The 16343-nt window shown below is 76.9% G+C and carries 17 protein-coding genes; 8 read left to right on the top strand and 9 right to left on the bottom strand.

All coding sequences use genetic code 11. From position 1 onward, the window contains the following. Nucleotides 1-108: 108 nt before the first annotated feature. Both ACI78U_RS08665 and ACI78U_RS08670 read right to left on the bottom strand, forming a co-directional pair. Complete coding sequence (locus ACI78U_RS08665; RefSeq protein WP_456874895.1) at nucleotides 109-1896, bottom strand: DEAD/DEAH box helicase; 1788 nt, start codon at nucleotides 1894-1896, stop codon at nucleotides 109-111. Nucleotides 1897-2084: 188 nt separating this feature from the next. After that, nucleotides 2085-2390 carry a hypothetical protein gene (locus ACI78U_RS08670; protein ID WP_456874896.1) on the bottom strand — a complete coding sequence of 102 codons (306 nt, stop codon included), beginning with the start codon at nucleotides 2388-2390 and terminating at the stop codon, nucleotides 2085-2087. Between the two features lie 223 nt (nucleotides 2391-2613). Between ACI78U_RS08670 and ACI78U_RS08675 the strand changes: the two genes are divergently transcribed. The 3 genes from ACI78U_RS08675 to ACI78U_RS08685 are packed head-to-tail and all read left to right on the top strand — an operon-like array spanning nucleotide 2614 to nucleotide 5242. Next, nucleotides 2614-4530: a DUF222 domain-containing protein gene (locus tag ACI78U_RS08675; protein WP_456874897.1), complete on the top strand. Its 1917-nt coding sequence runs from the start codon at nucleotides 2614-2616 to the stop codon at nucleotides 4528-4530. Nucleotides 4531-4577: 47 nt separating this feature from the next. Further along, nucleotides 4578-4937: a hypothetical protein gene (locus ACI78U_RS08680; RefSeq protein WP_456874898.1), complete on the top strand. Its 360-nt coding sequence runs from the start codon at nucleotides 4578-4580 to the stop codon at nucleotides 4935-4937. Between the two features lie 44 nt (nucleotides 4938-4981). Further along, nucleotides 4982-5242 carry a hypothetical protein gene (locus tag ACI78U_RS08685; protein WP_456874899.1) on the top strand — a complete coding sequence of 87 codons (261 nt, stop codon included), beginning with the start codon at nucleotides 4982-4984 and terminating at the stop codon, nucleotides 5240-5242. Between the two features lie 470 nt (nucleotides 5243-5712). Here ACI78U_RS08685 and ACI78U_RS08690 read toward each other — a convergent pair whose 3' ends face one another. Both ACI78U_RS08690 and ACI78U_RS08695 read right to left on the bottom strand, forming a co-directional pair. Further along, entirely contained in the window at nucleotides 5713-7398 is a 1686-nt protein-coding gene (locus ACI78U_RS08690) for a DNA repair helicase XPB (RefSeq protein WP_456874900.1), read from the bottom strand. Nucleotides 7399-7435: 37 nt separating this feature from the next. Continuing rightward, nucleotides 7436-9697 carry a helicase-associated domain-containing protein gene (locus ACI78U_RS08695; protein ID WP_456874901.1) on the bottom strand — a complete coding sequence of 754 codons (2262 nt, stop codon included), beginning with the start codon at nucleotides 9695-9697 and terminating at the stop codon, nucleotides 7436-7438. Nucleotides 9698-9753: 56 nt separating this feature from the next. Between ACI78U_RS08695 and ACI78U_RS08700 the strand changes: the two genes are divergently transcribed. Together ACI78U_RS08700 and ACI78U_RS08705 are read left to right on the top strand one after the other, a co-directional pair. Next, on the top strand, nucleotides 9754-10293 hold the full coding sequence (locus ACI78U_RS08700) for a hypothetical protein (RefSeq protein ID WP_456874902.1): 540 nt from the start codon (nucleotides 9754-9756) through the stop codon (nucleotides 10291-10293). A gap of 97 nt (nucleotides 10294-10390) precedes the next feature. Next, nucleotides 10391-10618 carry a hypothetical protein gene (locus tag ACI78U_RS08705; RefSeq protein ID WP_456874903.1) on the top strand — a complete coding sequence of 76 codons (228 nt, stop codon included), beginning with the start codon at nucleotides 10391-10393 and terminating at the stop codon, nucleotides 10616-10618. A 52-nt stretch (nucleotides 10619-10670) separates the two neighbouring features. On the opposite strand, the gene ACI78U_RS08710 is transcribed toward ACI78U_RS08705, so the two are convergent. Continuing rightward, the gene (locus ACI78U_RS08710) at nucleotides 10671-11450 is read right to left on the bottom strand and encodes an endonuclease/exonuclease/phosphatase family protein (RefSeq protein WP_456874904.1); all 780 of its coding nucleotides are present in this window, start codon (nucleotides 11448-11450) and stop codon (nucleotides 10671-10673) included. 26 nt (nucleotides 11451-11476) lie between these two features. Here ACI78U_RS08710 and ACI78U_RS08715 point away from each other — a divergent pair, with 26 nt between their 5' ends. Continuing rightward, nucleotides 11477-12046: a nucleotidyltransferase family protein gene (locus ACI78U_RS08715; protein WP_456874905.1), complete on the top strand. Its 570-nt coding sequence runs from the start codon at nucleotides 11477-11479 to the stop codon at nucleotides 12044-12046. On the opposite strand, the gene ACI78U_RS08720 is transcribed toward ACI78U_RS08715, so the two are convergent. Further along, the gene (locus ACI78U_RS08720) at nucleotides 12036-12335 is read right to left on the bottom strand and encodes a DUF202 domain-containing protein (RefSeq protein WP_456874906.1); all 300 of its coding nucleotides are present in this window, start codon (nucleotides 12333-12335) and stop codon (nucleotides 12036-12038) included. The two genes, ACI78U_RS08715 and ACI78U_RS08720, sit on opposite strands and share 11 nt — an antisense overlap. After that, nucleotides 12332-12691 (bottom strand): YidH family protein, encoded by a 360-nt coding sequence (locus tag ACI78U_RS08725; RefSeq protein WP_456874907.1) that lies wholly within the window; start codon nucleotides 12689-12691, stop codon nucleotides 12332-12334. Before ACI78U_RS08725 ends, ACI78U_RS08720 begins: the two co-directional genes overlap by 4 nt. Nucleotides 12692-12792: 101 nt before the next feature. Between ACI78U_RS08725 and ACI78U_RS08730 the strand changes: the two genes are divergently transcribed. Beyond that, nucleotides 12793-13188: a cold-shock protein gene (locus tag ACI78U_RS08730; RefSeq protein WP_456872889.1), complete on the top strand. Its 396-nt coding sequence runs from the start codon at nucleotides 12793-12795 to the stop codon at nucleotides 13186-13188. A gap of 8 nt (nucleotides 13189-13196) precedes the next feature. Here ACI78U_RS08730 and ACI78U_RS08735 read toward each other — a convergent pair whose 3' ends face one another. Both ACI78U_RS08735 and ACI78U_RS08740 read right to left on the bottom strand, forming a co-directional pair. Continuing rightward, nucleotides 13197-13703 (bottom strand): DUF2771 family protein, encoded by a 507-nt coding sequence (locus ACI78U_RS08735; protein WP_456874908.1) that lies wholly within the window; start codon nucleotides 13701-13703, stop codon nucleotides 13197-13199. Further along, nucleotides 13700-15400 carry an MFS transporter gene (locus ACI78U_RS08740; RefSeq protein ID WP_456874909.1) on the bottom strand — a complete coding sequence of 567 codons (1701 nt, stop codon included), beginning with the start codon at nucleotides 15398-15400 and terminating at the stop codon, nucleotides 13700-13702. Before ACI78U_RS08740 ends, ACI78U_RS08735 begins: the two co-directional genes overlap by 4 nt. A gap of 97 nt (nucleotides 15401-15497) precedes the next feature. Between ACI78U_RS08740 and ACI78U_RS08745 the strand changes: the two genes are divergently transcribed. Next, entirely contained in the window at nucleotides 15498-16310 is an 813-nt protein-coding gene (locus ACI78U_RS08745; protein WP_456874910.1) for a DUF3027 domain-containing protein, read from the top strand. Nucleotides 16311-16343 lie beyond the last annotated feature (33 nt).

Raw genomic sequence — 16343 nt, forward strand, 5'->3', positions numbered from 1 at the left:
CCGGCCCCGCCCCCCCGCCCCGCCGCTGGGCGCGGCGCGCCCGCCCCCCCCCCCCCGCCCCCCCCCCCCCCCCCCGGCGGCCGGCACCGCCCGCGCACGCCCCCGACCTCAGAGCATCGTGCGGAGGCGCTCGCGGCGGGCGCGCAGCACGTCCACCGACGCCGAGGCCGACGGCGGGCCGGGTACGTGCTGGCGCAGCTGGGTGTGCACCACGGCGTGCGGCGTCGACGTCTTCGCCGACACCCGGCTGACCAGGCGGTTGATCTCCCGCCGCAGCTCGGCGGCGTCGCGCCACGACCGGCCGGCGTCGTCCTCGTCGGGGTGGTCCTCGACGATCGGCAGCTCCCCGGTGTCCTCCTCGTGCACCCGCTGCGCGATCCGCAGCCGCAGCTCGTCGTCGCGCTTGGCCAGCAGCGACGCCGTCTGCTCGGCGGTGAGCAGGCCGGGGATGCCCAGGAAGTCCTCGTCCTCCGGGGCCACCGCGAGCGGCCCGCCGGCCTCGCCGGTGTGCGCCGTCCCCCCGTGCAGGACGTGCGCGAACCGGGCGTCGGCCTCCAGCGCCTCCCACTGCTTCAGGCCCACCGCCTCGCGCTCCTTGGGCGGCAGCGGGTCGAGGTCGAGCGCCTCGGGATCGGCCGCCTTGGGCGGCGGCATGACGTGGTTGCGCTCCTTCTCCAGCGACGCCGCCAGCCCCAGCAGCGGCCGGACGGCAGGCAGGAAGACCGTGGCGGTCTCGTGCGGTGCCCGGGAGCGGACGACGCGGCCGACGGCCTGGGCGAAGAACAGCGGCGTCCGGTAGGAGGTCATCCACGCCAGGACGGCGGCGCGCGGCACGTCGACGCCCTCGGAGATCATCCGCACGCAGACGGCGATCCGCGCCGAGCCGGCCGCGAACCGCTCGATCTTCTTCGACGCCTTGGGGTCGTCGGAGAGGATCAGCTCGGGCGCCTTGCCGGTGATCCGCTTGACGATCCGGGCGTAGGCGCGGGCGTCGTCCTGGTCGCTGGCCAGCACCAGCCCCGCGGCGTCGGGCATGCCGTTCTCGCGCAGGTGGGTGATCCGCTCGTCCATCGCGGCGATGACGTGCGGCACCCACTGGCCCTTGGGGTCGAGCGCGGTGCGCCAGGCGGCCATCTCCACCGAGCGGGTGCCGGCCTCGGACAGGGAGGCGGCGACCACCTCGCCGGCCGAGTTCCGCCAGCGCGAGGTGCCGGTGTAGGCGGCGAAGACGACCGGCCGGACGACGCTGTCGGCCAGCGCCTCCTTGTAGCCGTAGGTGTAGTCGGCGCGGCTGACCAGCCCCGCGCCGGCCTCCCCGGCGTCGCCCTCGAAGCCGTCCTCCTCGTAGCGCACGAAGGGGATCCGCTCGTCGGGCTTGGTGCGGAAGGGCGTCCCGGTCAGGCACAGCCGGCGGGCGGCGAAGCCGTAGGCCTCCTCGATCGCCTCACCCCACGACAGGCCGTCGCCGGCGTGGTGGACCTCGTCGAGGATCACCAGCGTCTTGACGGCGGTGGCGCGGGCGGCGTGCAGCATCGGCTTGCCGGCCACCTGCGCGTACGTCGTCACGTAGCCCTGGGTGCCGGCGCGCACCGGGCCGACGGCGTTGGTCAGACCGGGGTCGAGCACGATGCCCATCCGGTCGGCGGCGTCGGCCCACTGCAGCCGCAGGTGGTCGGTCGGGCAGACGACGATCACGCGGGCGACCTCGCGCCGCTGCAGCAGCCGCGAGGCCAGCGTGAGCGCGAAGGTCGTCTTCCCCGCGCCCGGCGTCGCGGTGACGAGGAAGTCCTTGGGGGCGGCCTCCTCGTAGCGCTCGAGGGCGGCCTGCTGCCACGCCCGGAGCGGTCGGCTGGTCGTCTGCGGGGCGACCGCCCCGACCCGTGTTGCACTCGCCATCTCGGGCTCATCCTGCCTGCGGCGGAGGAGACACGCCCAACCGGCCGCCTCCCGCGCGCCTCCCGTGCGACCACGTATACGGGCCGGTCCGTACGCGTCTGACCTGCGTCTTCGTCGTGGCGACCGACGGCGGGGTGGTGCGCCTCACACGCCGGTCGGACCGGTCCGTCCCGTCGTGGCGGTCACGGTCAGCCGGAGGCGCGCCCCTCGCCGTGGACGAGCCGCAGGTGCGGTCCGGTGGGCACGTCCGCCCGCGGGTCGGGGACCTCGGGCAGGCCGGCCGCGCGCCGCACCCGGTTCTCCGGGACGTCGAGCGCGCGGGCGAGGTGGGCGGCCATCCAAGGGCTGATCAGGGCCCAGCCGCGGGTGTGCGCGATCCGTTCGAGCACCTCCGGCGCGACGGCGCCGCGGGCCCGGCGGGAGGCCTCGACCACCGACCCGCCCAGCTCCCACAGCCGTCGCCGGACGAGTTCCTGGAGGTCCTTCGTGGTCACCCGAGGACGATAGGACGACGGGGCCGGTGGCGGCAGGCTGGTCGTTCGTCTCGGCGCTGGTCAGGGCTGTTCCTGGTCCGGCGACGGGCTGACCGTTCTGGTTCTGGAGCCCGCCGGTCGCGGTGGGGTCCGCGCCGATCGCTCCCTGGCCGCGAAGCGCTGACCTGCACGTTCTCGGCTCTACGCCTTGTGCGACCCCCTAATCGAACATGTGATCGATCACGTGGCGGGAGTCCTGGCGGTCGACGAACCACCCCTGGTGGGGTGGGCGTCGGGGCCGCTGGGCGCGGTGCAGGCCGCCGACCGGGAGATCGCCCGGCAGGCCGCGCTGCGGGCGCGGGCGGTGGCCGCGTTCGCCGCGTCCCGGCCGGCGTCGGCCGATCGGCCGCCGGGCTCGCCGGGGGCGATGGCCGCCGACCGGTGGGCGGCGCGGGCCGAGGTGCTGCGGCCGGTGAGCGAGTGGGCCACCGACGAGCTGGCGGTCGCGCTGGCGGTGTCGGCCCAGGCGGCGCAGGCGCTGCTGGAGCGGTCGCTGATCCTGGTGCACCGACTGCCGGGCACGCTGACCGCACTGGAATCGGGGGCGCTGCACGTGGGGCACCTGGGGCCGCTGATCGACAAGGTCGCCCCGATCACCGACGACACCGTTCGTACGCAGCTGGAGCGGGATCTGCTCGCCTGGGCGGCGCAGCGGCACACCACCCCGGCGCAGCTGGGCGACAAGGCCCGCCGGGAGCTGCTCAAGCGCACCGCCCGCACCGCCGCCGACGACCTGCTCCGCGCAGTGCGCCGGCGTGGCGTGGATGCCCGCCCCGACCGCACCGACGGGATGAGCGTGGTCTCGGCGCTGCTGACCACCCCCGAGGCGGCCGCACTGCTCGCCGCGCTGGGGGCCTGTGCCGACGCGCTGCCCGCCGATCCGGCCGATGGGCGCACCCGCGGGCAGAAGATGGCCGACTGCCTGCTGGACCTGGTGCTGCGCCCCGGGGAGACCGGGCTGCCACCGGTGCAGGTCACCCTGACCGTGGTCGCCCCGGTGGGGGCGCTGCTGGGCGGGGACGCCGCCTGTGAGGTCGACGGGCAGGTGGTGCCGGCCGAGCTGGTCCGGGCGCTGCTGGCCGCCCTCACCGGCCACCGGGCCGACGCCACCACCGGCACCGCCGGGACCGACGCCATCGCGACTGACACCGAGCCCGCCCAGGCCGCGTCGGAGGGTGCCGAGGTGAGCGACCCGCAGCCGGCCTCCGGCGGGGACGACGTCCTGGGCTGGGAGGCCCGCGAGCAGGCCGAGCTGGAGGCCTGGTGGGCGCGGATGGAACGCCGCGTGCTGGCCGGGGAGTTCGACGCCGAACCACCACCCTGCTACGTCGACGACGAGCCACCTGACTGCCTCTACGGCCCGCCACCGGACTCCGGCGACGACCCGCCACCCCACACGTCTCCCGACCCCGGCGACACCCCAAGTCCCGATGGCTGGTGGGCGCGCGCCGACCACGCCGTCGACCAGGCGAGCACCGCCCTGCTGGGGCTCGAGCGGGCCCTGGGCCACGCCCGCCGCACGGTGGCCACCGCGCAGCGCGCCGACGCCGCCGACGAGGCCACCTGGGCCGCCGGCTCCGCCGGCCGGATCACCGCCGCACCCGACGTCCTCACCCAGCTGGCCGCGGCCACCGACACCGCCCGCGCCGACCTCGCCGCCCTGCTCGCCGCCACCAGCGGGGGCGGGCTGGCCGACCGGCCCCGCCTCGCGCTCACCCACGCGGCCGGCGGCGCGCTGCTGGCCCTCACCGACCTGCCCGCCCTGCACCGCGCCGCCCGCACCGGCACCGGCCTGGCCGCCCCTGCCGCCAGCCCCGGCTACCGGCCGAGCGCCGCGCTGGACCGGCACGTCCGCGCCCGCGACCGCCGCTGCCGCTTCCCCGGCTGCCGCCGCCCCGTCCCCCGCGCCGGCGACCTCGACCACAGCGTTCCCTGGCCGGCCGGGCCCACCACCGCGGCCAACCTCACCGGCTACTGCACCGGCCACCACCGCGGCAAGCACCAGGCCCCCGGCTGGCGACACACCCTCGCCGCCGACGGCACCCTCACCGTCACCACCCCGTCCGGCCTCACCGCCGCCACCACCCCACCGCCCTACTGACGGGTGACCGGCTTCAGGACCGGGCGGTCGAGCCGATGGTCCACAGCGTGATCATCGCCAGCCGCGAGGACATCGCCGAGATGCTCTGGCTCCGGGACGAGCCGGACCTGGCCCGCGCCGTGCTGGACACGGACGACGCGACGTACCGGCGCATCATGGAGGTCGCCGCGCGCCCGGGCACCGGGTCGTGGCTGCACGACCGGGTCGACGAGCTCCTGTCGGCGGCCGCGGTCCGGGTGCTCACCGGAGGTGGACGCCGCCGGCCCCGTAGGTGGCGCGCCCGGTCCCGGGATCGTCTGCCCGCTCTCTGGCAGGAGGTGGGGCCGGAGCGGGACCGCCGCAGCGAACGCGACCCGGTCCTCGACGCTCTCCACATCATGGACGACCACTTCCCGGGCGGGGACTGACGTCAGGGCCCCCGCCGGGCCGGCCGCGGTGGGATCCTCCCGCCATGACCGAGCCCGAGTACGCCGCGCTCCGCGAGCGCGCGGCGATGGGGGACCGCGACGCGGCCGGCGAGCTCATCGAGCTCGCCGGCGAGCGGGGCGACCTGGCGGAGCTGCGGCGGCTGGCCGACCTCGGCAACCGCGACGCCGTCGACGAGCTGGTGCAGCGGGCCAGCGAGCTGAGCGACCTCGCCGAGGTGCGGCGGCTGGCCGAGGAGGGCAACGCCGACGCCGCCGACGTCCTGCACGAGCTGACCGAGGACTGACGCGGCCGGCATGACGCGCTTCGTGATCGACGCGCCCACCCTGCTGCACCTGGTGACCGAGCGCCTCGACCTGGCACTCGCACACCAGTTGGTGGCGCCGCAGGTGCTGCGCTCGCAGGCCCTCGACCTGCTCCTCGCCGCCGTGCGGCGCGGCGAGCTCGACGAGGCCACCGCCCTCGACCGCCACGAGGCGATGACCGGCATCCGCATCCGGCTGCTGGGCGACCGGGTGTCCCGCCCCGCCGGGTCGCCTGGCGCCTGGCCGTCGAGCACGGCCTCGAGTCGACCACCGTCGCCGAGTACCTGGCCGTCACCCGCCTGCAGGCCGACGCCTTCGTCTCCGTCGACGCCGCGGCGCGGGCCCGGGCGGAGGGCATCGTCCCGGTCGGCACGGTCGACCGGCTCACGGCCGGCTGAGACGGCCGCGGCCCCCGGGTCACGAGGACCAGGGGGCCGCGGGAGGAACAGCGCTAGTCGGCGGGCTCGTCCACCCAGTCCGGGCCGTTGACCTCGCCCGGACCGGCCAGGTCGGCGGCGTCGACGATCGTGTACGCGTAGCCCTGCTCGGCGAGGAACCGCTGCCGGTGCGCGGCGTACTCGGCGTCGAGGGTGTCGCGGCTGACCACCGTGTAGAAGTGCGCCTGCCGGCCGTCGGCCTTGGGGCGCAGCACCCGGCCCAGCCGCTGGGCCTCCTCCTGCCGCGAGCCGAACGTCCCCGACACCTGCACGGCGACGGCGGCCTCGGGCAGGTCGATGGAGAAGTTGGCGACCTTGGAGACCACCAGCGTCCGGACCTCCCCGCGCCGGAAGGCGTCGAAGAGCTTCTCCCGCTCCCGGTTGGTGGTCGAGCCCTGGATCACCGGCGCGTCGAGTGCCCGGCCGAGCTCCTCGAGCTGGTCGAGGTAGGCCCCGATCACCAGCTTCTGCTCGTCGGGGTGCCGCTCGAGCACCCGCCGGATCACCGGCAGCTTCGACGACGCGGTGGCCGCGATCCGGTACCGCTCCTCGGGCTCGGCGACCGCGTAGGTCATCCGCTCCTCGTCGTCGAGGCCGACCCGCACCTCGACGCACTCGGCCGGGGCGATGTAGCCCTGCGACTCGATGTCCTTCCACGGCGCGTCGTAGCGCTTGGGCCCGATGAGCGAGAAGACGTCGTCCTCGCGGCCGTCCTCGCGGACCAGCGTCGCCGTCAGCCCCAACCGCCGGCGGGACTGCAGGTCGGCGGTCAGCCGGAAGATCGGCGCCGGCAGCAGGTGCACCTCGTCGTAGACGATCAGGCCCCAGTCCTGGGCGTCGAAGAGGTCCAGGTGGCGGTACTCGCCCTTCCGGCGGGTGGTCATCACCTGGTAGGTCGCGATGGTGACCGGGCGGATCTCCTTGCGCTCCCCGGAGTACTCGCCGATCTCCTCCTCGGTGAGCGACGTGCGCGCGATCAGCTCGCGCTTCCACTGCCGCCCCGAGACGGTGTTGGTCACCAGGATCAGCGTGGTCGCCTTGGCCTCGGCCATCGCCGCGGCCCCGACCAGCGTCTTGCCCGCACCACAGGGCAGGACGACGACGCCCGAGCCGCCGGCCCAGAAGCCCTCGACGGCCTCCCGCTGGTAGTCGCGCAGGTGCCAGCCCTCCTGGGCCAGCTCGATCGGGTGCGCCTGCCCGTCGACGTAGCCGGCGAGGTCCTCGGCCGGCCAGCCCACCTTGAGCAGCGCCTGCTTGAGCCGGCCGCGCTCGGAGGGGTGCACGACGACGGTGTCGGGGTCGATCCGCGCCCCGAGCATCGGCGCCACCCGCTTGGAGCGGACGACCTCCTCGAGCACCGCGCGGTCGGTGGTGGTGAGCACCAGGCCGTGCACCGGGTTGTTGACCAGCGTCAGCCGGCCGAAGCGGTCCATCGTGTCGGCGACGTCGACCAGCAGCGCGTGCGGCACCGGGTAGCGCGAGAAGCGCACCAGCGCGTCGACGACCTGCTCGGCGTCGTGCCCGGCGGCGCGCGCGTTCCACAGCGCGAGCGGGGTGACCCGGTAGGTGTGCACGTGCTCGGGGGAGCGCTCGAGCTCGGCGAACGGCGCGATGGCCGCGCGGCAGTCGCGGGCCTGCGGGTGGTCGACCTCGAGCAGCAGGGTCTTGTCCGACTGGACGATGAGGGGTCCGTCGTTCACGGGATGGGGGGCCTCTCCTCGGCGGGCGTCTGTCTGGTCAACCGTTGCCGGCGGCCGCTGCTTCCTCGTCGGCCAGCGCCACCGAGGTGATCCGGTGCACCGCGAAGGTGCGGTTCTCCTGGCGGCGCTCGTCCCAGCCCTGGAGGAAACCACCGGCCAGTGACACCGGCTGGACCACGCGCTGGCTGCCGCTGCCCTGCGCGTCGACGTAGCCCAGCCACACCGGCACGCCGTCGCGGATCGCGCGGGAGAGCAGCTCCAGCGTCCCGGCGGTGGTGACCCCCGGGACCTGCCGCACGGGCGCGGACGGGCGGGCGGCCAGCGCGGCGTCCCCGGCCCGGATCTCCCGCACGGTCGCCGCGGCCTCCGCCTCGGTGAGGGGCCGGGCCGCGGCCGACGGCGGCGGTCCGGGACGACGGCCGGCCGCGCGGGGCCGGGCCGGCGGGCGGGTGAGCACCGCGCCGCCCGGCGACTCCCCGGCGGGGGCGTACCCGGCGCCCCGCAGCACGGTGAGCACCTCGTCGGCGCCGAGCCCGCTGACCAGCACGCCCGGCGCCAGCCGGCGCAGTTCCGCGGCCGCGGTGCGCCGGTCGCCGAGCACCTGGGAGAGCAGGCCGTGGTCGTCGGAGCGCACGTAGCACTCGATCGAGCCCACCCGCAGCCGGCCGTGCTGCCGGGCGACGTCGTCGACCAGGTAGTCCAGCGCCTGCGGCACCGGCGTGCGGGAGGCGCGGGAGAAGAACTCGTGCAGGTCGGTGGCCGACCACCCGGCGTCCAGCGCCCGCCGCACCGAGGACTCCGACACCCGGAACACCGTCGCCCCGCCCGAGGACTCGACGTCGGCGACCACCGACAGCGTGTCGGCGAGCCCGGCCACCAGCGGCCCGGGCGCGACCAGCGTGAGGTCGGGCTGGGCGAGCACGTGGTCGACCGGCTCGGGCAGCAGGCCCTGCACGCCGTCGGCGGCCCCCTCCTCACCGCCGGCCAGCAGCCCCCGGCCGCCCGAGGAGAGCACCCCGCCCACCAGCACGCCGATCCGCGCCGCCTCGGCGAGCATGTCCGGTACCGGCGCGAGCCGGTCGGCGCGCCGCGGCGTCCGCCAGCGCAGCAGCGCCACCAGGTCGTCGGGTGCCAGCCCCGAGCCCGGCGGGGAGGCGGCCAGCGCGGCCAGCGCCGCGCGGCGGATCGCCGGCGCGGTGTGCCGCACCAGGTCGGGGGACAGCGGGTTGACCGCCTTGCCCGCCACGTCGCGCTGGCCGACCAGCGAGGGCAGCCGCATGCTGTCCAGCCAGCCCGCGGCCAGCGACGCCCACCGGTCGGGGAGCGGCTGCTCGCGCCAGACGTCGTAGCCGCGGGTGGGGAGCCACTCGTCGCGGTGCGGGCCGCCGACGTCGAGCAGGCCGGCGGCGAAGGCCAGCTCCAGCAGCCAGGCGGCGTCGGACTCGGACACCGACAGGGCCCGGGCCAGCCGCTTGCGGTCGCGGACGGCGACGCCACCGCTGCGCAGCAGCCCGGCCGGCTCCTCCTCGAGCACGGCCAGCAGCTCACCGACCCGCCCGACCGCCTCCAGCGCGGCACCGGCGGCCTGCCGGTCGACGGCGGCCCGGTCCCGCTCGGCGACGGCGGGCCGCGGCTCGAGGCGCGGCGGGCCGTAGGGCAGGTCGCCGCGCAGCAGCAGGCCGATCTCGCGCGGCAGCTCCACGTTGAGCGCGTCGATGCGCGCCAGCAGCCCCGCCTGCAGCAGCCGCCGCGCGGGGGAGCCCGCGGCGCCGCCGGTGTCGGGCAGGTGACCCACCGGGCGATCACCGGCCAGCCGCTCGAGCACCTGGCGCTCGGCGGGGTCGAGCGCGCCCACCGCGGCGGGCAGGTCGGCCGGCAGCGACACCCGCAGCTCGGCGGCGCGACGGCCGAGCCCGGCGGGATACCGGACGGCGCGGCGCACCTGGTCGGGGGCGTGCAGGACCTCGTCGCCCCACAGCAGCGCCCGCGTGGTCAGCCGCTCGACCGCCGCGGCGACGACGTCCTCGGGCAGCCCGGGCAGGGACGCGGCGACCTCCGCGGCCTCCAGCCCGTCGGTGGGCGCGAGCAGCACGACGTCGAGCACCTGCAGCGTGGCGGCGTCGAGGTCGTCGAGCGCCCGGTCCACCGACACCGGCACCGCCAGCCGGCCGGCCAGGGCGACGACGTCCGACGGCGCGGGCCGGGCCACGTCGGGACGGGCGGCCAGCAGCTCCGCCAGCTGGGCGTCGCTGCGGGTGCGCAGCCACGCGGACAGCGTGGCGGGACGGTCGGCAGGCATCCGGACCACGTTACGTCCGCCGCGCAGGTGCCGCCCCCGAGGCCGCGGGTGCCAGCATGGGAGGCGTGCAACCGGCCGCCGACGACCCGCACACCCGCGCCGCGCTCGAGGGCTACCGCGCCGGCGCCCTGCGGTGGCTGGCCGGGGGAGTGATCGCCGTCGTCCTCGCCGTCCTGCTCGGCGCGGTGGCGGTCAGCCTGGCCGAGGACCGGGGCCGGCCGCTGCCGCTGGCCGGGCTCGTGGTGGTCGGGCTGGTCCTCGGCGGGCTCGTCGCCGCCGCCGCGGGCCTGGGCGCGCTGGCCCGGGCGCTGCGCTGGCGGCGGGCGCTGGCCGCCGTCCCGTGGCAGCGGGGGCTGCTGCGCATCGCCGGCCCGGCGATCGTCGCCTTCGAGCCGGAGGGCTACGACGAGTGGGACCCCGACGACGAGCCGGTGCGGCTGACCCTGGTGAGCACCTCGGTGTGGCGGACCCGCCAGGTGCAGGGCCTCGACGGCGGGGAGGTGCGGGCGGCGCCGGTGGGCAGCGGGCAGTGGGTGCTCACCGCGGAGGGGCTGCCGACGCTCTACGGTGCCCGGGCCGCCCGCCGTCCCCGCTGAACCCGTGTCGCAGGCGGGCCTCGTGCGGGTAGGAGCAGGCGCGCGAGAGGATGGCGCCGAACGCGCACCCCGGGGTGCGCCCGAGCACGGAGGCGAGATGGCCAAGCGCAAGGAGAAGCACGCCCACCTGGTCGAGCCGACCTGGGGGCAGTCGGAGAACGCCGGCCCGCCGGTGACCGAGTTCCTCGGCGAGATGGCCGGTCCGCTGTCCCCGTTCGGCGAGGACCACAGCTTCCCGCTGCCGCCCGAGCGCATCCGCTACGCGCACCCCACCGACAAGCCCAACCGCGCCGGGGTGCAGCTCCCCGAGAACCGGCGCCGCTGACCGCGGCGCGTGTCACCGGCCGCCCGGGCCGGTGGCACGGGCGCCGGCCGGGTCAGGTCGGCTCGACGTCGACGACGAGGGCCCGGTGGTCCGACAGGGGCAGCCGCACCGCCTCGGCCGGGCCGGTGGCGGCCAGCCGGCCGCGGACCAGCACGTGGTCGAGCTGGCGGGTCGGCTCCTCCGCCGGGAAGGTCGACCCCCGGGCGAGGGGCCGCAGCCCGCTCACCAGGGTGGCCTTGCGCGGCTCCATGTTGAGGTCGCCCATCACGACCAGCGGCTCCCGCGTGCCCCGCAGCGCCCGCACCAGCCGGCGCAGCTGCACGGAGTTCCAGTACGGCACGAACGACAGGTGCGTGCAGGCGACGGTGAACTGACCGTGCGGGCCGTCGAGGACGGCCGCGACGGCCACCCGCGGCTCCTCGCTGACCAGCTTCGGCTGCCGCGCCCCGCGGAACCACACCGGCACCCGCCCGGGCAGCGCCGGCAGCCGCACCACCCGCCACGACACCACCGGGTGGCGCGAGAGCAGCGCGATGCCGTAGCTCGCGGCACCCGGCTGCTCGTCGCCGGTCGCCGCCATCCAGGTGCCGCCGGGCGTGCCCGACAGCGCGGCGACGAACTGCGAGTCGACGGCGCCCATCGCCTCGGCGGCCACGGCCGTGAGGTCGGCGTTCATCGAGCGGGGCTGGTCGCGGTCGACCTCCTGCAGCCCGAGGACGTCGGCGTCGAGCGTCTTGACGGCCGAGGCCAGCCGGTCGACGTCGACCCGGTCGTCCTCCGGGGTGCGGCCGTGCAGGATGTTGAAGGTGGCGATGCGCACGAGGAGTGCCATGCCCGCGCCCGGGTAGCTGCACGCGCGTGCAGCCATCCGACCGCGACGAGATCCGTGACCTCCTCAAGCGCGTCGCCGTGGCCCTCAAGGAGGGCGGCGTGCCCTTCGCCCTGTGCGGCGGCTACGCGGCCTGGGTGCGCGGCGCCCCCGAGCCCGACCACGACGCCGACTTCCTCGTCCCCGCCGCCGAGGCCGAGCGGACGGCCAAGGTCCTGCACGACGCCGGCCTGCAGGTGCAGGACCCGGCCGAGGACTGGCTCACCAAGGTCGTGCAGGGCCAGTCGTTCGTCGACGTCCTGTGGCGCACCTGCGGCCGGCCGGTGGAGAGCGACCTCATCGAGCGCGCCGAGGACCGGGCGGTGCTGTCCGTGCACATGCCGGTGCTCGCGGCCACCGACATCCTGGTCACCAAGCTCATGACGCTCGACGAGCACTACTGCGACTTCTCCCGGCTGTTCCCGGTGGCGCGGGCGCTGCGCGAGCAGGTCGACTGGACCACCGTCCGGCAGGAGGTCGCCGACAACGACTTCGCCGTCGTCTTCCTCGACCTGCTCGGCCGCCTCGGCGTCCTCGACCCGGAGGTCGTCAGCGGCTGAGCACGCCCGCGGCGGCGGCCAGGGCCGTGACCACCACCGCCGCACTGACCAGGGCCACGGGCACCGGGGCCGTCGCCGGTGCCCGGTCCAGCGCCTGGGCCCGCCACGGCGCCAGGCCGACCAGCACGGCGAGCCCGCAGAGCCCGGCCACCGCGGCCGTCACGAAGGGGACCACCGCGCCCGACCGCAGCCCGTGGTGGCCGAGCAGTCCCGCGACCGCCAGCAGCCCCAGACCGGTGCGCTGCCACGCCAGCCGGGCCCGCTGCGGCTGGGTCTCCGGACCGCTCACCCGCCGGTGACCTCGACCCCGAGCAGCACGCCGACGACCAGCACCACCAGCACCACCCCGACGGTCAGGGCCGTGGTGGCCGGTCCGGCCGGCAGCGGACGGTCCGCGGCGATGGCCCGCTCGTTGCCGCGCCAGCGCGCGTAGCCGGCCAGCGCGGTGCCCAGCCCGGTGGCGACCAGCGCCAGGCCGACCGCGCCGCCACCCCACGCCGTGCCGAGGGAGGGCACGTAGGAGGCCACCGCCACGCCCCCGGCGACCAGCGCCAGGCCGGTGCGCAGCCAGGCCAGCAGCGTGCGCTCGTTGGCGAGGGTGAACCGGTAGTCCGGGTGGCCGGGCGGACCGTCGGCGGGTGGCACCCGGCCAGGCTAGGGGCGCGGGGCGGCTAACCTGGGACAGGCAGCAACGCCGTCCGCCGGCCGCCCGGCCGGACCACCCCCGAGCGACCGAGGGATCCAGCGTGCCCACCGGCAGAGTCAAGTGGTTCAACCCCGAGAAGGGGTTCGGCTTCCTCTCGCGCGAGGACGGGCCCGACGTCTTCGTGCACAAGGACGCCCTGCCCGCCGGCACGGCCGAGCTCAAGCCCGGCCAGCGGGTGGAGTTCGGCATCGTCGCCGGTCGCCGGGGCGACCAGGCGCTGCAGGTCCGCGTCCTCGACCCGCTGCCGTCGGTGGCGGCGAAGGTGGCCGAGTCGCGGCGGAAGAAGCCCGACGAGCTGGTCCCGATCATCGAGGACCTCATCAAGCTGCTCGACGACGTCTCGAACTCCCTGCGTCGTGGCCGCCATCCCGACCGCGCAGAGTCGCGCAAGGTCGCGGCGGTGCTGCGGGCGGTCGCCGGCGACCTGGAGGCCTGACCGGCGGGTCAGCCCGCAGGCGTCGCCGACGGCGTCGTCGGGGTCGGCTCCCCGAGGTCCCCACCGGCGCGCAGGAAGCCGATCGGCCAGGACCCGGTGAGCAGGCACTCGCCGTGCCGGTCCTCGACGACGACGAGGTAGAACGCCGGCGGGACGACGTCGGAGCTGTTGATGCCGTCGAACTCGGTCGTCCCGGTCTCGACGTCGACCTCGCCGAGCTTCTCCTCCAGCGTCTGGTCGAAGACCTGCACCGACCAGCCGTTGGCCGCGACGTCGTCGGGCACGGTGAGGGTGATCGTGGTGTCGGGGGAGACCTCGATGATCGGCGGCGTCGCCCGGTAGGCCTGGCCCTGGCCCTCGGCGCAGTACTGCGTGGGCCGGACGGCGACCTCCTGCGGCCCGGCGCTGACCCTGACGTCGGGCGGGTCGCCGGCCGCCGACGAGCCGCACCCGGCCAGCACGGCGGGGAGCGCGCCGGCGAGCAGGACAGCGGCGGCGCGGGGGGACGTCCTCACAGGCGGGGTGCCTCCGGCACGGTCGGGGCGTCGGGCGCGGGCGCGCCGGGGGCGGTGGGCACGCCGGGGACGGTGGGCGCCCCGGGGTCGACCGCGGCCCAGCGGCGGCGCGGGGTCCAGAGCACCAGGCCGACGGCGAGCACGAGCAGCGCCGCGGCGACGGTGAAGCCGAGCCAGCCGATGGGCGGCAGCGCGATGCCGATGGCGCCGCCGACCACCCAGGCCAGCTGCAGCACCGTCTCGGAGCGGGCGAACGCCGACGCGCGCAGGCTCTCGGGCACCTCGCGCTGGATGATCGCGTCGAGCGCCGACTTGCCCAGCGCGTTGGCGACCGCCGCGACACCGGCGACCGCGGCCGCCGTCGCCAGGCCGAAGAAGACCGCGGCGAGCACGGTGACCGCCGCGGCCGCGCCGGCCGACCAGACCACCACCCGGTCGGGGTCGGCGGCGTGCAGCCGGGACCCGATGCCGGTGCCCAGCACGCTGCCGGCGCCGGCGGCCCCGGCGATGGCACCGAGCGCCAGGGTGGACTCCCAGCCGCCCTCGACGGTGGCCTGCACGAGGAACGCCGAGAAGATGGTCAGGAAGCCGCCCAGCCCGCGCAGCGCCGCGTTGGCCCGCAGCGCCAGCACCACGTGCGGGTTGACCGGGCGGCGCCGCCGGCCGGTGACCGGCACCTCGCCGGTGCTCAGCACGTCGGCGGGCTGCTCGCCGGTGGGGACGTCGACGTGGCGGGGCAGCCGCACCGCCAGCACCCCGGTGACGGTGAACACGAGGGCGATGACCCACAGCAGCGGCGGGAAGCCGAACGCCCACGCGATGCCCGCGCCGAGAGCACCGAAGACGCCCGCGGTGACCAGGCCGAACACCGACAGCCGGGCGTTGGCGGAGGTCAGCGACATCGCGCCGGGCAGCACCCGGGGGACGACGGCGGCGCGCAGCACGTTGTGCGCCTTCGAGAGCACGAGGACACCGAGCGCCGCGGGGTAGAGCCACAGGTCGTCGTGGTGCGCGGCCATGACCAGCGCCAGGGCCGCCCGGCCGAAGGAGGCCGCGCCGAGTGCCCAGCGGCGGCCCCGCTGCAGCCGGTCGAGCAGCGGGCCGATGACCGGCGCGACCACGGCGAACGGCGCCATCGTCACCAGCAGGTAGAGGGCCACGTTGCCGCGCTGGGCGTCGGAGGCGGCGGCGAAGAACAGCGTGCCGGCCAGCGAGACCGCGACCAGGGCGTCGCCGGCCATGTGCAGGGCGTTGACCCAGAGCAGCTGGCTCAGCCCGCTGTCCCCGGCACCGTCGGCGCGGCTGGCGGCCCGCACGCGGGCGACCCCGGCACGGGTCAGTTCGCGGCTGCGGGCCACGGCGACCCGGGTGACCGTGACCCGCGGCTCGGCGGCGGGCTCGGCCGCGGGCGGCGGCGCCGGGGTCGGAGGCGGCGCCGGGGGCAGGGCCGGCTGCCCGTACCCGTTCAGTGGCGGGCCGTACCCGGGCGGTGGCGGGTACGGCGGCGGGCCGTAGCCGGGCGGGGGGCCGTACAACGGCGGCGGGCCGTAGCCGGCCGGCGGCTGCGTCACCGGCCCGGGCAGGTCGAGCGGCGCGGTGTCCATCCGGTCGGGGTCGGTGCGGTCGGGCGGGACCGCCCCGGACCGCGCCCGGCGCAGCGGACCCCGGCGGGACCCGGGCGGGCGCGAGGACGGCACGTCCCCATGGTGCCGTACCTCCCTGGCAGTCCGGGGCACACGTGATCACCCCGGCGGCCGGGTCGGCCGGCGCCCCGCCGTCTGGGACGATGGCCCGGTGCACCCGGACCCCGAGACCGCCCCCGCGGGCAGCGACGTGCTGACCGCCGCCGTCGACCCGGCCCGCGCCGCGGCCGAGGAGACCGCCGGCGACCCCGGCCTGGTCGGCGAGCACCTCGGCGTCACCGCGGAGCCGCTGGGCACACCGGCCGCGGGCGTCGACCCCGGCACGCTCGGCGCCGTGGTCACCCACTCCTTCGCCAGCCGACTGCCCGGCTACGTCGGCTGGCACTGGGCGGTCACGCTGGCCGCCGTCCCGGGCAGCGACCGGGTCACCGTCGACGAGGTCGTGCTGCTGCCCGGCGACGCCGCGCTGCTGGCCCCGGCGTGGGTGCCGTGGCACGAGCGGCTGCGCCCCGGCGACCTGTCGGTCGGCGACGTGCTGCCGGCCACCGAGGACGACCCCCGCCTGGTGCCCTCCTACACCGCCGAGGACGACGCGGCGAGCGACCCGGAGGGGCAGGCGCTGGCCGCCGAGATCGGTCTGGGCCGCGAGCGGGTGATGTCGGCCGAGGGGCGCGCCACGGCCGCCGCCCGCTGGCTGGGCGGCGACTTCGGCCCCCGTGCCCCCATGGCCCGGCAGGCGCCCGGACCCTGCGGCACCTGCGGCTTCTTCCTCCCGCTGGCCGGCTCGCTGCGCACGCTGCTGGGCGCCTGCGGCAACGAGTACTCCCCGGCCGACGGGCGCGTGGTCGCCGTCGACTACGGCTGCGGCGCGCACAGCCAGGCCACTCTCGCCGCCGGCGAGCCCGCGGAGGTCGTGACGTCGGCCCGCTACGACACCGCCGACTTCGACGTCCTCACCGACTAGGTGTACTGACCGGAGACGTTGGTCGGGGGCGTG

The sequence above is a fragment of the Geodermatophilus sp. SYSU D00710 genome (assembly GCF_054050195.1).